We start from the raw sequence: 12,595 nt of genomic DNA, 5'->3' as shown, positions 1-12,595 counted from the left end.
CCTCTTCAGCCACTGCCTACCTTTGCCCTCGGGCAGGGCCTTCTCGCTCTCAGGTCTTCTGCGCACACAGAGCCGAACGAGAGGTGCCCCTGCTCCCTCTTCCCGCTCACTTCACGCCCGCCCGCCCTCCGGCCTGATCGAGAATCACGAACTCCGGTTTAGCAGCATTGCTGGGAACGCGTGAGCGGCAGCCGGTGTCAAAGCCGCCCGCGTTTCCGTGGCGCCGGGGATGTGCCGCGCGTGTGTCGCTTTGCGGCGCCGCCGCGCGACGTGCCACGCTCCGGACATGGCCTTCGAGTGCAAGGGATTCGGCGCGAGCCTGAGAGGATTCATTCCTCGGTGGGCTCTTGCCATGGGATTGGGGCTGAGTCTCCGCGTGCATGCCCAGGTGGAGACTCCCCGCGAGGAGCGGGCGCGGCTCGCGGAGCGCTTCGTGCTCGCCGCGCGAGAGGTGTTGGGCGTGCCTTATGTGTTGGGTGGGCGCCTGCGGGAAGGTGGCGCGGGGCTCGATTGCCAGGGCGTGTTGTTCTACGCCGCCGAGCGGGTGGGGCGCTGTGGCTGGAAGTCCTTCTCCGTGCTGCCCACGGTGTCGGTGCCCGCCGAGGAGCTAGGGGCCTCGGTGTCGGGCCTGTCCCCCGTGGCGTCCTCTTCGCTCGAGGTGTCCCGGCTCCTGCCCGGTGACGTGCTGTGGCTGGTGGGGTTCGACGCCAATCCCGCGGAGGGTGCCGTGGGCGAGCTGTCGGGCCGCCCTGTCTGGGTCTGGCATACCGGGCTCTACAGCGGGAACGGGAAGTGGATTGTCGGTGACCACTTCGCTGGCGAGGTGGTGGAGGTGGACCTGGTGACCTACTTGAAGGAACACGCGGACACCTACTCGGGTCTGGTGGTGACGCGGATGGAGCAGGGTCCTCGGCCTGGCCGCTGTCGTCAGCATGCGCCCATGCCGAAGCCTCGTGCGACGCGCACGGCACCTCCCGGGGCTTCACTCCCGCGCCGCGATGGCGGTACGTGAGTGGCTTTGGATGGACGGTGACATTTGCCATCGGGTAATCCGTGCGGCTGCGTTTCACTTCGGGGAGCGTGAGCGTGAACATCAAGGGACTGACAGGGCTGGCGGTCCGCATCGAATTCAAGAACGCGCCGAGGAAGGAAGCGGCCTGGCTGCGAAGCCGGCTGGAGGGGCAGACGCGCTCCGTTGCCCAGCGCCTCGAAGAGCTGCGTCAGCGTCCGCTGGTCGACCTGGGATGGCTCTCCAGTCCCATCGAGCTCTGCTATGCCGTGGCCGACGCGGAGGCTCCGGCGGAGCGCGCGTTCCTGGAGGCGCTCCTCGACCTGGCCGTGAGGAAGGGGGGACGTGGCGAGTTGGCGGTGTTCGCGCTCGACGGTGACGTGCGGTGCTTCCTCTGGGAAGGCACGAAGCGCGCGCTGTCCGTGCGTCACTCCGACCCGCGTGTGAAGACCGACTTCGTCACCTTGCGGAAGCACCGCCGGGAAGCGGCGCTGCGGTACGTTCCTCCCCGGACCGACGCCCTGCGCTGCGCGTGTGGTGTGCCCGTCGCGCCAGAGGCCGTGGCCTGCGCGAGCTGCGAGCGTGACTTCACCGCGCCCATCGGCATCGAGTCGCGGCCCGAGGACCTGGAGCGCTTGCGGCCCATGCGCGACCGGCTGATGGAGCTGAGGATTCCGCTGCCCGAAGGGGACGTCTTCCTGGCGAACGTGTTCCGACCGCGCAACGCGTTCGATGCGGTGACGCACGAGGAGCTGCTCCCCTTGGCGGGCGTCAAGCCGCTGAGCCGCCGCGAGATGAAGCGCCGTGTCGAGCTGCTGTCCGAACTCGAGGGCTGGCCGAAGCGCTACGCCCTCCCGGGGATGTCGGGCGAGTGGAGCTTCTCGCAGTGGTGCGTGGGCCTGGTGCGCCAGCTTCGCCCTTCGGCACGCAAGGTCCTGGAGCGACTGGCCAGGGAGCAGGGGGACCTGTTCGAGGAGGTCAAGGCCGTCGTCCGCGATGAGCCGGGCTGGATGGCGGCGGGAGAAGTCAGTGGAAGCTCGCTGCCCGCCTCCTACCAGCAGGAAACCATCGCCCATGCCCTGGACTTCATCCGGCGCTTCGGTGGCGACCGGATGGAGCTGCCCGACGAGTATCTGCCGGCCCTCCAGCACGTCGCTCCGGACCTGCTCACCGCGAAGGAGCTGAAGCGCGGCGAGCAGTACCTGGATGAGCGCGCGATTCGTTCGGGCGTTGGTTTCGGGGACTACTTGAAGCGTCGGGGCACGAAGGCGAAGTCGAACACCCATGCGCTCGCGGTGGCGCTCAAGCAGGCGGGAGACCCCGACGCCGAGGACCGTGCGCCAGATGCGTTCCAGAACCTGGCCCGTGGCGTGGTCGAGTGGCTGGTGGATGGCCGTCGACCCGAGGTGGAGGACGTGGATGGCGACTGGCTCGTTCGGGAGTTCGAGGCGCTGAAGCGCTCGAAGGCCCTGCCGAAGGTCATCCTCCAGCGCGCGGAGGAGGCTCGGCGCCTGCCCGCGCCCTTCGGCCTCACGGGAGCCCGGTGCTGGGACGTTCAGCCGGCGCGACTCTCCGACGAGGACCTCAAGGCCCGGGCGGCCTGTCCCGAGTGCAATCGGCGCGTGAAGCCGGCGCGGGTGTTCCACATCCCCTCGCTCGACACCGACACGGAGGCGCGCACCCTCCGGCTCTATGAATGCGAGCCGTGTGACAGGGCCACGCTGTTCGCCCGCGCCGTGAAGCCGGCCCGTTCGACGAGGGCCCGTGCGCGTGTCTTCCTCGAGTTCAAGAACGCGCATGAGGTCAAGCGGCCGCTGCCGGAGGGCTTCGTCAAATGGCGCCACGAGCGCTTCGTGTCCCGTCAGGTGGGGGGCAAGCCGCTCGCGCTCCAGCTTCGAGGGCTGCCGCTGGTGCTGGAGGCCCATGACGCGGACTTGGATCAGGACCTCGGCTGTGGCCATCCCTTCGTCCGGATTCGCATCCATGCGAGCCAACTGGACCTCCAGCCCGGCTTCGGTGGAGGCACCGTCATCGGCGGGCTGTGCATGACGCCGGGCTGCAAGAAGCCGGACGTCCGGAATGTCCGCGACGACTGACGCCTGACGCGCGCGGCCGTCAGGTCTCGCGGGGCCACGTGAGCCGCACCTGCGTCCCGTGCGGCTCCAGGGGACTGATGGCCATGTCCCAGGTGAACCGGCGCGCCAGCCGCTCCACGAGCGACAGTCCGATGCCGAAGCCCGTGTGTTGGGGTTCGACCCGGCCGAAGCCCACACCCGTGTCGCGGATGCTCCAGCTATCGGGGGAGATGCGGATGACGATGCGTCCCTGGCTCGTGTAGGCGAGCGCGTTCTTGATGAGGTTGCCCAGCATCACCCGCGCCACGGACCCTGGCAGCGACACGAAGACCTCGCCCTCCGCTTCGATGACGAGCTCCACGTCGCCTCGCTGGCGTGGGCCGCCGTACAGCGCGGCCATCTCGCGGGAGATGCGCACCAACTCGCAGTCCTCGTCGGTGCGGCCCGCGCGGGCCAGCCAGAGGATGCCCTCGGTCAGCAGGCCCATATGGTGGACCGCCTGACGCAGCCGCTCGAAGGTCTCCACGTCCGACGGTGGGTCCTGCTCCAGAATCTCCACCGCGCCCTGGGCCACGGCCAGCGGCGTGCGCAGCTCGTGGCTCGCATCGCGGTTGAAGGCCCGCTCGCGCTCCAGCAACTCCTGGATGCGGGTGTCTCGGTCGCGCAGGGCCGCCGCGAGCGCGCGCACCTCGGCGATGCCGCCGTCTTCTTCCGGGCGCGGGGTGGCATCCGCTTGCACCCGTGACACGAGCTGCTCCAGGGGACGGCTGAGTCGTCTCGCGACGATGCGGGAGAGCAGCGCGGCGCCCAGCAGGGCCAGCAGGGCGCTGGTCACCAGCAGGTTGGCTGTCCGTTGGAGATGGCGCGTGGTGCTCGTCAGCTGCGTCGTGTTGAAGACCACGTAGCGCGTGGGTCCCTGGGCCTCGTCCGGGCGCACCGCGACATGGAAGTGGCCATGGTCCCGGGTGAACACCTCGCGCTCGCTGAGTGGAGCGTCCTTGGGCACCGACTCCTGGATCCACGGTGGAAGGCTGGCGTGGCCGACATAGGTCGTCATGCCGGACGGGACGACGCTGGCTTCACCCGGGCGCCGGTCTGCCTCGGTGGCCACCAGCCGGCCGAAGATGGCGTCCTCCAGGTCGTAGCTGAAGACGGTGAAGAACGCTCCCATCAGCACGAGCGCGAGCACCGCGGACAGCGTCATGGCGCCCAGCAGGAGGCCTCGGACCGACCTAGTCTTGGGGCGCATCCAGGCTGTAGCCCTCATTGCGTCGGGTGGTGATGGAGGGGCTCATCCCCAGCTCCGCGAGCGCGCCTCGCAGGGCATAGACATGGGTGCGCAGGGCGCTGGATTCCGGGGCCTCGTCGCCCCAGAGCTGGTGGGCCAGCTTCTCCGTGGAGACAGGCTTGGGCGCGGCCTCCATGAGCAGCTTCAAGATGAGCGCCTCCGTCCTGTTGAGGCGCACGGTGCGCTCGCCCAGCCGCGTGTAGCCGGTGTCCGGCTCCAGGGTGAGCTGTCCCACCGTCAGCCGTCGTCCACTCGGAGGCACGGGGCGTCGCGCCAGGGCCTCGAGGCGCAGGCGCAGCTCGCGCAGGGAGAACGGCTTCACGAGGTAGTCATCCGCGCCCGCGCGAAAGCCCTCCTCCTTGTCTTCGAGCGTGTCCCGCGCGGTCAGCATCAGGATGGGGACCAGCCGGGGCGCGAGCTCCCGGTAGCGCTGACACAGCTCGATGCCGTTCAAACCCGGCAACATCAGGTCCAGGACGATGACGTCGTATTCATGGCCCAGCGCGAGCGTGAGTCCCTGCGGCCCCGTGGTGGCGAAGTCCAACTGGAAGTCCGCTCCCAGGAACCGGGCGATGTTCGCCTGGAGGTCGCGGTTGTCTTCGACGATGAGCACTCGCATGGGGATGCCCGGGAGGGCAGGGGACCTTGGAAGGAGAGGGCCCCAGGTTATCAGTCGCCGCGTCAACCGGAGGTCAAGCCGGCGTTGACGCGTGGCTGACGTGGGCGTTGGCAAGGTGGCGGGGCCTCTCACTTCGAGGAATCCCGACATGACTCGCCTGCTCTCGCTGTGCCTGCTGCTGCTGTCCGCCTCCCTGGCCCACGCCGCCGAACCGGGGGCCCCGCTGGACGTGCGGGGCGCGGACGGAGAACGCATCCCCACCCAGGTGCTGGAGCCCGAGGGCGGCGCGGCGAACCCGCCAGTGGCCATCCTCCTGCACGGCCTCACCCGGAAGAAGGAGGACTGGCTGTCGGACGCGGCCCCCACGCATGGCGGTGTGTTGAAGGACGCGCTGCTGCGGGCCGGCTACCGCGTCTATCTCATGGATGCGCGACGACACGGGGAGCGGGCCACCCCCGAGGCGAAGCCTGGGGCGCTCGCCAAGCAGGCTCACCGTGGCGAGCCCGGCCCGTATATCGCGATGATTGCCGACACCATCAAGGACGCCCACGCGCTGCTCACCGCCGTGCTGGCGAAGGGCAAGCCGCCCAGGGTGCTCGTCGCCGGGTACAGCATGGGCGCCCAGGTGGGGCTCGTGCTCGCGGCGCGTGAGCCTCGTGTCACCCACCTCGTCACGATGGTGCCGCCCCACATCGAGCCGACGATGGAGGAGATTGCTCCCTCGCGACACATGTCACGGATTCACCAGGACTGGCTGCTGCTGACGGCGAACCAGGATGACTTCGCCCCTGTCGCGGAAAGCCGTGCGCTGTTCGACGCGGCCCCGTCTCGTCGCAAGGTGCACAAGACCTTCGACAGTGGTCATGCGCTCCCGCGTGAGTACCTGGACGAAGTGAGCCGCTGGCTGCAAGCGGACCGCCGAGCGCCCGCTGGTGGCAAGCGCCCCTGAGCTCGGATGTCGTCCGTGTGGCGAGTCATCGGCCGTTGAAGAACGCGGCCTGCTGGAATCGCAGGCCCGCGAGCACCTGCTCCACTCGCTGCGCGGAGAGCGTGCCGATGTACTCGCCCAGTCGCGTCTTCTCCACGGAGGAGACCTGCGACACGACCAGCACACTGTGCTTTGGGAGGTTGCCTTCGCCCACGTCGAGCAGCACGTTGCCCGGTTCGTTCGCGCGCTTCAGGTTCGACGTCACCGCGCAGACGACCACGGTGTGGATGCGCGAGTGGTTGAAGACATCCTCCTGAATCACCAGGTGGGGATGCAGGATGGGGGGAATCGACCCTCGCGCTTCATCGGACTCCATCCAGTAGAGGTCGCCTCGATGGAGGGTCCGTGGAGGCCGGGGCTCTTGCATGGCGGTCCTTGTAGCGCTCCGGGTAGGCCCTGTCCTCGCTTCAGTTCAGGCGCGCGAGCAGGGCCGCCAGTTCGCCCGTGAGCTTCGGGGACTTGAGCGCGCTCTTGAGGAGGCGGGTGAGGGGCTCATGCTCAGCGGGTGTCGCGGCGCTCAGCCGGAGTGCCCACTCCGTGCCCAGCTCCTCCGCGAGTTTGCGCTGGGGACCGGGGTGCGCGAGCAACCAGGCGCGCAGCTTCGTGACGAGCGCTGAATCCGGGACTGCTGGTGTGAGCCGTGCCTCGACGCCCGGCAGGGTCCGCCCGTTCAACACCGCGTCGAGGTGGTCCCATGCATCGAGCAGGTTCCACGCCCCATGCGTCCCCGCACCAACGCAGGCGCACAAGGTCAGTACGCGCTCCACGTTGCTCTCGGTCGGGTCCGACATCGCGAGCGCCGCGGCACGCGCGAGGAGCCGGCCTCGTCCCTCGGCGGTCGTGAGGTCGATGGCGCGCTCCGTCCACCCTTCGAGCGAGAGTTGTCGCAGCAGGTCTCTGGAGCCAAGGCTTCCCGAGTGCAACGCGTCGAGCGCGGAGCGGAGCCCCTCGCCGCCGAGCGAGCGAGCACCGGCGCGTTCGAGGGCCCAGCCCATGAAATTTCTTCGCTCCGGTTCATCGAGTCGTGCCGCGAGCTGCCCCGGACCTGGGTAGTCCCAGGGCCAGGCCACGCCTTGCGCCATCAGGTCGAAGGGAATGCCAGGGCGTCCTTGACGGCGGTCCTGCCGCACGCCTTCGAGGACCCGCTGGAGCAGCGCGGTGTCGCGCGTGCCGCTCGCGACGCGGCGCCAGTCAACGTCGAGTTTCTCCCAGCGGAGCCCGCCTCTGGCGACGCGCGCCTCGGCCGCCGTGAGGGCCGCTGCTTGCTGTGCCTCGAAGGACTCCGCGCCTGAGGGAGGGGGCATGCGTTGTTCGAGCCCCTCGCGCGGCAGGCTCCGCCACCGGGCCTCGATGTCCTGGAGCCTCGCGGCGAGCCAGGAGTGAACGTCGGGGGATGCGAGCGGCAGCGGTTCGGTGGGGCCCACGGGCTGGGTGCAGACGAGGTCTTGATGGTACTGGCCGACGCCCGGGCCACTCATCCCTCCGAAGCGGGCATCGAGCGCCCAGGCGGGTTCGAGGTCTCGCTCCGTCGTGAACAACATCCACTGCTCGGCACCGGGCACGCCGTTGAGCTCGGCCAGCTCCAGGTGGCGGTCGTGTTCGTCGAGCAGCCTCGGTTCGCTGAGCAGGCGCAGTCCTGGAGCTTCGTCACCGTCGTCGAGTTCGATGGGAGAGACCCACACAAGGCCCCGTGCTTCGAGCAGCTCGCGCAGGTCGCCCCGCAGCTCGAACCCGCGCCGCCAGAACGCGGCCTCGTAGCGCTCCAGTTGCTCTCGCGAGAGTGGCTCCCCGCCGAAGAGCGCGCCAAGGCCCGCGTGTGTCTGGCGCGCGCTCCACGCATCCCACAGCTCGACGATACGCGACATGGTGCGCTCTCCAGATTCACCGTGGAGCGAAGTCCTGCTCGCCCCATCCCTGGACCATCGCCGACGATGACCCGTGAGGCCATGGGGGAGTGGGCGTGGAGAAGCAGATGTGGTCAACCCAAGGGCTGTCGAGACGGCCCACCGCGCTGACACGTCAACGGACACGTCAAGAAGCGTGAGGAGCGACTTTTGACACACCCGACCCCGTGCATCGGGTGGGCCTCGCCCCTCTGGAATGGATGGAGCCTGACTGGCCTGCTTGTTGCTCTCGGGCTGTTCGCAGTCACTTCGACCCCCCGAAAGCGACACGCCCCCATGAACCCCTCATTGAAGTTCGCGAACCTCGCGGCCCTGTGTCTGGGCTTGATGTCTGTCACCGCCAGCTCCCAGGCGGTCGCGCAGCCGCTCCCCGCCATCGCGCAGGTCCCGCCGAGCCCCCCTCCCGCGCTTCCCGCCGGCACCAAGGTGACCTGTACGCAGGGACCCGGAACGGGGGCCGCCGCCGCCACGTGTCCCGTGCTCAAGTACGACGGCTACACGTACTGGGCACTCAGCTACGGCGACAACCGCATCGGGATGACCATCGCGGCGTACGACGCCACGGGCGCGCTCGCGGCGAAGTGGGAGAAGCCGGGCGCGCGTTATGTGTATGGCATCACGGTGAACCCCACGAACAAGACGGTGACGTTCGCCGGGCAGACGGACGCGAAGATCACCATGACCTGGGACGAGCTGGTGCCACCTCCCGTGGTCGTCCTGGTTCCTCCCGCGCCGACGCCCGCGATTCCCTCCGGGATGAAGGTCACGTGTACGCAGGGGCCAGGCACCGGAGCGGCCGCCGCCACCTGTCCGGTCATCAAGTGGAAGGGCTACACCATCTGGGCCTTCAGCTACACGGACAACCGCGTCGGCATGGGCATCGTCGCGTACGACGCCGCGGGCAAGGTCGTCGCGCAGTGGGAGAAGCCGGGTGCGCGTTACGTGTACGGCATCACCGTGAGCACCACGGACAAGACGGTGACGTTCGCGGGTCAGTCGGATGCGAAAATCACCATGAAGTGGAGTGATTTGCTGGCGTCTCCGACGCCGCAGTGGGTGCTGCAGCCGGGTCCCCAGGGCGCGACGCTCAAGCAGATCTCCGTGGGGAGCGCGAACGCCGTCTGGGGCCTTGATACCGCGGGCTTCAACTGGAAGTGGACGGGCGCGACCTGGCAGAAGATGGGCGGCACGGTGACGAACATCTCCACGGCCTCGGATGGGACGCTGTGGGCCACCAATCCCCCGGACTCGCTGCGCGTGTTGAAGTGGGATGCGACGGGCAACAAGTGGACCTGGAACATGCCCACGGGCATGAAGCAGGTCACCGCCATCAACGCGACCACGGCCTGGGGGCTGGACAACGGGGGCTCGTTGTTCCGGTGGACCGGCTCCGCGTGGGAGAAGAAGGGCTGCTGCGTCAGCCAGCTCTCCGTGGGCGCGGATGGCGAGCTGTGGGCGACGAATCCCGCGGACTCCAACCGCGTGCTCCGCTGGGACGGCACGAAGTGGACCTGGAACATCCCCGCCGGAATGACGTTCGTGTCCGTGGGCAACGTGAAGAACATCTGGGCGCTGGACGGCTCGGACCAGGTCTACCAGTGGAGTGGGACGGCCTGGCAGAAGGTGCCCGGCGCGCTGCGCAACATCTCCGCCGCGGGCGATGGCTCCGTGTGGGGCCTCAACGCGCAGGGCCTCGTCTACAAGTGGCAGTAACGGACGGGTAGGCGCGGGGGCGAACTTCACGCTCGATGGAACGGCTGGATGGGCCGGGGGTGTCTCTTCGAGTCACTCCTGGAGGTCCTTCTTGCTGACCCTCGTGTTGCTGAGCCTGCTCGCCGTGCCTCCCGTGGCGGCGGTGGAGGTCGAGGTCTTCGTCCCGCTGTGTGACAACGCCTTGATTCAGTGTGGCCGTGCACCGGCGGGTGCACCTCGTGCCCTGGAGACGAACCTCTACTGGGGCGCGATGTATGGCGCGGAGCGGTTCCTCTCACGGGCCCCGGGATTCAAGGTGGTGAGCCGCGAGGCGGGGCCGGCGGAGTCCGCGGTGTTGCGCGTGCTCGTCCTGGAGCGGACCGCCGGCAGGGGAGAGCGGCCCGTGCGGCTGCGGCTCCATGCCTATGCGGGCGACCGGATTGACACCGCGCTGGAGGACTTCCTTCGTGCGGCGGCGGGCGCGAGCCGGGCCGACCTGCTGGTGTGGGCCGGACATGACCGGCTGATGGACCGCGCGCCGCCTCAGGTGGAGACGCCGCCAGGTGCCACGCCAAGGCCCGTCGTCGTCCTGGCCTGCATGAGTGAGCAGTTCTTCGGCCCGGTGCTGAAGACGCTGGGCGTAAGCCCCGTCGCGCTCACGCGAACGCTGATGGCGCCGGAGGCCTATCTCCTGGAGGCGCTGGCCACCACCGTGGCGCGGCATGGGCCCACGGAGCCCACGGCCATGCGCACCGCGCTCGTGGAGGCGTATGCCCGCTATCAACGCATCTCCCACCGCTCCGCCAGCTCGGTCTTCTCCAAGGTGGGTGAGGCTCACGAACGCCAGGCGGGCCGAACGCCCATGGCCCCGAGGAGCAGCGCCGTCAGCGCCGAGGGAACCCCGACGAACAGCGGCGCGGTGAGGGCATTGGGACCTCCGTTGAGGAAGTAGGGGAGGTCCAGCAGGAAGAGGACGACGCTCGCCGCCGCGAGCAGCATCAATGCGCGGAGGTCCTCGGGTTGGCTCTCCGCGTTGATGACCAGCTTGACGGCACGCCAGAAGGTCACGCCTCCGAGCAGCCCCTCCATCAGATTGGAGACGGGCGGGAACTCGTAGCGATTGGCGAGGAAATTCACCACGACGGGAAGGATGAGCCCCAGCAGCAGGGCGACGGTACCGCCGAGCGCGGTGAGTGTGGCCGCGATGGGGACCAGCCAGCGGGGGAGACGTGGAGGCCGGGCGTTCGCGAAGGCCAGGTCCTCTTCGGGTACCTCGCGTGCCTCTGGGACATCGAGTGAGCGCAGCGCCTCCACCGCGAGCTTCCGACACGACTGTCCACGGCGGTCGCGCACATGCGTCAGCGCCCTGGATTGAAGCAGGCCCAACAGGACCTCGCCCAGGGCGGGAGGCCCGCCCCGCTCAACGACTTCTCGCAGCCTCGCGCTCAGCGCCTCGACGTCGAGCGTGGCCTCACCTTGCTGAGCGAGCAACGCCTGCTCGGCGAGTCCGCGCAGGGTCGCCACCTGCATCGTCGCGAGGTCAGACGGTTCTGGCTCGTTCACAGCGCCATCCTACGCGAAGCCGTCAGTCCCCTGTCTTGCCCGGCCGTGCTCTCGTCCCGAGGTGCCTCTCTAGCGCCAATGCCGGTCAGTGAGGGCGGGGCGTTCCACCCACTTCTTGCGAGGGAACGACGTGGGGGACGATACGGTTCGCGGTGACTTCCGAAGGCACGGGGGCTTCCTGGCTCGGCTCCACCGCCCCATCCTTTACCCGGATGTCATTTACAACACAGAAACGAATCGGCGGTGGACCCGGTGCGCCGCCGCGCTCAGGGGCGCGCCTCGATTGGAGGGAGCGGGACGGCGCGCAGGTTCTTCTCCCCTCCACCAAGGGCCAGGGAGGCCCCATCGCGGGAGAACGCGAGGGCGCGGAACGCGCGGCTTCCGGCCTTGTACGCGCTCCAGCGCCCCTCCTTGCCGAGTTCGATGACGAGGCCGTTGTTGGTGACGATGACTCCCAGTCCATCCGCGCGGAAGCCGAGGGCGGCCCCTCGCGTGGACGGGCCCGTCGTCAGGCCGCGCGCGAGCATCGACAAGGAGTGGCGCGCGAGTTCCTCGCCGCTCGTTGCGTCGAGCACGAGCATGTCATGGCTCATCCCGCCACCAACGGTCACCAGGCGGTGCAACGCGGGGTCGAGCGCCAGGTCCGTGACGGTGCCGTCGATGACATTCCGAGACGGCGGGCGCTGCCACAGCAGCCGGGCGTCGGTGAGTCGGATCGCGCTGATGCGGGAGTAATGGGTGGTGGAGTAGAGGATGTCTCGGTCCGGGGACAGGACCGCCTTCACCTCCTCGTCGAACAACAAGGCGGGCAGCAGGGGTTCGCAGGTGAGCGTGGCCAGGGAGATCCTCACCAGGGACGGCTCCGGCGTCACGAGCGCGGGATGCGCGGCGGCGAGGGCCGGGTCCACCCTGCGCGTCTCGGACCTCACCGGGTTCCCGTCCGGGAACGCGAGCTTCCAGTTCGGGGACTGGGCGATGAAGTGCGCGTCGTCGACCCATACGAAGGGCCGCATGACGGGCAGCGTGTGGACGACCTGGAAGGAGTGCAGGTCGATCAACTGGCAGCAGGCATGCTGCCCGCCGATGCGCGCGCCTCCCGCGAGGAGCCAGCGTCCGTCCGGCGAGAGCGCCCCCGGGCCGATGAGGCCTGGGAGCTCGGCCTCAAGGTCGAAGCGGGGTCCGCTCCGTCGCCGCAGCCGCCCAAGCTCACGGGCGAGGTCGGGGGACTCGACGACCAGGAGCGAGCCTCGCGGCTCGAAGGCGAGGAACTCGACGAAGGGGAGCGTGTCCTTCGCGACGATGGTGGGCGCCGCGCGCGGTGACGCGGGCGCGGACCGGGGGAACACCTCCGTGCACTCAACCCTTTTCATGCGGGGACGCTATCACGAGCGCACCAGGCGCCCACCCCTGAGCGCCATGCCAGGAGGGCACGCTACGCCGCGAAGCGCGGCTCGCGA

The 12,595-nt window shown here is 69.1% G+C and carries 11 protein-coding genes; 5 read left to right on the top strand and 6 right to left on the bottom strand.

Annotated features, from left to right (window positions below; translation table 11 throughout):
• The first annotated feature begins 352 nt into the window (after positions 1 to 352).
• Positions 353 to 1,012 (top strand): hypothetical protein, encoded by a 660-nt coding sequence (locus HUA76_RS40940; RefSeq protein ID WP_174463957.1) that lies wholly within the window; start codon positions 353 to 355, stop codon positions 1,010 to 1,012.
• Positions 1,013 to 1,080: 68 nt separating this feature from the next.
• A complete protein-coding gene (locus HUA76_RS40935; RefSeq protein WP_217440874.1) occupies positions 1,081 to 3,105 on the top strand; it encodes a hypothetical protein in 2,025 nt (674 codons plus the stop codon).
• A 19-nt stretch (positions 3,106 to 3,124) separates the two neighbouring features.
• Here the strand turns inward: HUA76_RS40935 and HUA76_RS40930 are convergent, their stop codons facing one another.
• A complete protein-coding gene (locus HUA76_RS40930; protein WP_254614803.1) occupies positions 3,125 to 4,333 on the bottom strand; it encodes a HAMP domain-containing sensor histidine kinase in 1,209 nt (402 codons plus the stop codon).
• The gene (locus HUA76_RS40925) at positions 4,317 to 4,991 is read right to left on the bottom strand and encodes a response regulator transcription factor (RefSeq protein WP_141641457.1); all 675 of its coding nucleotides are present in this window, start codon (positions 4,989 to 4,991) and stop codon (positions 4,317 to 4,319) included. Before HUA76_RS40925 ends, HUA76_RS40930 begins: the two co-directional genes overlap by 17 nt.
• 148 nt (positions 4,992 to 5,139) lie before the next feature.
• On the opposite strand from HUA76_RS40925, the gene HUA76_RS40920 reads away from it, so the two are divergent.
• Positions 5,140 to 5,940: an alpha/beta hydrolase gene (locus HUA76_RS40920; protein ID WP_174463956.1), complete on the top strand. Its 801-nt coding sequence runs from the start codon at positions 5,140 to 5,142 to the stop codon at positions 5,938 to 5,940.
• Positions 5,941 to 5,965: 25 nt separating this feature from the next.
• On the opposite strand, the gene HUA76_RS40915 is transcribed toward HUA76_RS40920, so the two are convergent.
• Complete coding sequence (locus HUA76_RS40915; protein WP_174456358.1) at positions 5,966 to 6,346, bottom strand: type II toxin-antitoxin system PemK/MazF family toxin; 381 nt, start codon at positions 6,344 to 6,346, stop codon at positions 5,966 to 5,968.
• Between the two features lie 40 nt (positions 6,347 to 6,386).
• Entirely contained in the window at positions 6,387 to 7,844 is a 1,458-nt protein-coding gene (locus tag HUA76_RS40910; protein WP_174463955.1) for a hypothetical protein, read from the bottom strand.
• A 315-nt stretch (positions 7,845 to 8,159) separates the two neighbouring features.
• Here HUA76_RS40910 and HUA76_RS40905 point away from each other — a divergent pair, with 315 nt between their 5' ends.
• Both HUA76_RS40905 and HUA76_RS40900 read left to right on the top strand, forming a co-directional pair.
• Entirely contained in the window at positions 8,160 to 9,596 is a 1,437-nt protein-coding gene (locus HUA76_RS40905) for a tectonin domain-containing protein (RefSeq protein WP_174456356.1), read from the top strand.
• Between the two features lie 91 nt (positions 9,597 to 9,687).
• On the top strand, positions 9,688 to 10,527 hold the full coding sequence (locus tag HUA76_RS40900; RefSeq protein WP_254614802.1) for a hypothetical protein: 840 nt from the start codon (positions 9,688 to 9,690) through the stop codon (positions 10,525 to 10,527).
• Here the strand turns inward: HUA76_RS40900 and HUA76_RS40895 are convergent.
• Positions 10,410 to 11,138: a hypothetical protein gene (locus tag HUA76_RS40895; protein WP_174463954.1), complete on the bottom strand. Its 729-nt coding sequence runs from the start codon at positions 11,136 to 11,138 to the stop codon at positions 10,410 to 10,412. The two genes, HUA76_RS40900 and HUA76_RS40895, sit on opposite strands and share 118 nt — an antisense overlap.
• Before the next feature lie 266 nt (positions 11,139 to 11,404).
• Positions 11,405 to 12,508 (bottom strand): hypothetical protein, encoded by a 1,104-nt coding sequence (locus tag HUA76_RS40890; RefSeq protein ID WP_174456354.1) that lies wholly within the window; start codon positions 12,506 to 12,508, stop codon positions 11,405 to 11,407.
• Between the last annotated feature and the right edge of the window lie 87 nt (positions 12,509 to 12,595).

This window comes from Myxococcus sp. CA056 (genome assembly GCF_013336715.1).
In the GTDB taxonomy this organism is placed as follows: Bacteria; Myxococcota; Myxococcia; order Myxococcales; family Myxococcaceae; genus Myxococcus; species Myxococcus llanfairpwllgwyngyllgogerychwyrndrobwllllantysiliogogogochensis.
Note: the sequence above shows the minus strand (reverse complement) of the source record. Positions and strands in the feature narration are given on the sequence as shown.

Bases quoted from the DNA above. Each gene is read 5' to 3' on its own strand.
- HUA76_RS40905 (WP_174456356.1), top strand. From the start codon at position 8,160: ATGAACCCCTCATTGAAGTTCGCGAACCTCGCGGCCCTGTGTCTGGGC.
- HUA76_RS40940 (WP_174463957.1), top strand. From the start codon at position 353: ATGGGATTGGGGCTGAGTCTCCGCGTGCATGCCCAGGTGGAGACTCCC.
- HUA76_RS40910 (WP_174463955.1), bottom strand. From the start codon at position 7,844: ATGTCGCGTATCGTCGAGCTGTGGGATGCGTGGAGCGCGCGCCAGACA.
- HUA76_RS40930 (WP_254614803.1), bottom strand. From the start codon at position 4,333: ATGCGCCCCAAGACTAGGTCGGTCCGAGGCCTCCTGCTGGGCGCCATG.
- HUA76_RS40925 (WP_141641457.1), bottom strand. From the start codon at position 4,991: ATGCGAGTGCTCATCGTCGAAGACAACCGCGACCTCCAGGCGAACATC.
- HUA76_RS40920 (WP_174463956.1), top strand. From the start codon at position 5,140: ATGACTCGCCTGCTCTCGCTGTGCCTGCTGCTGCTGTCCGCCTCCCTG.
- HUA76_RS40890 (WP_174456354.1), bottom strand. From the start codon at position 12,508: ATGAAAAGGGTTGAGTGCACGGAGGTGTTCCCCCGGTCCGCGCCCGCG.
- HUA76_RS40915 (WP_174456358.1), bottom strand. From the start codon at position 6,346: ATGCAAGAGCCCCGGCCTCCACGGACCCTCCATCGAGGCGACCTCTAC.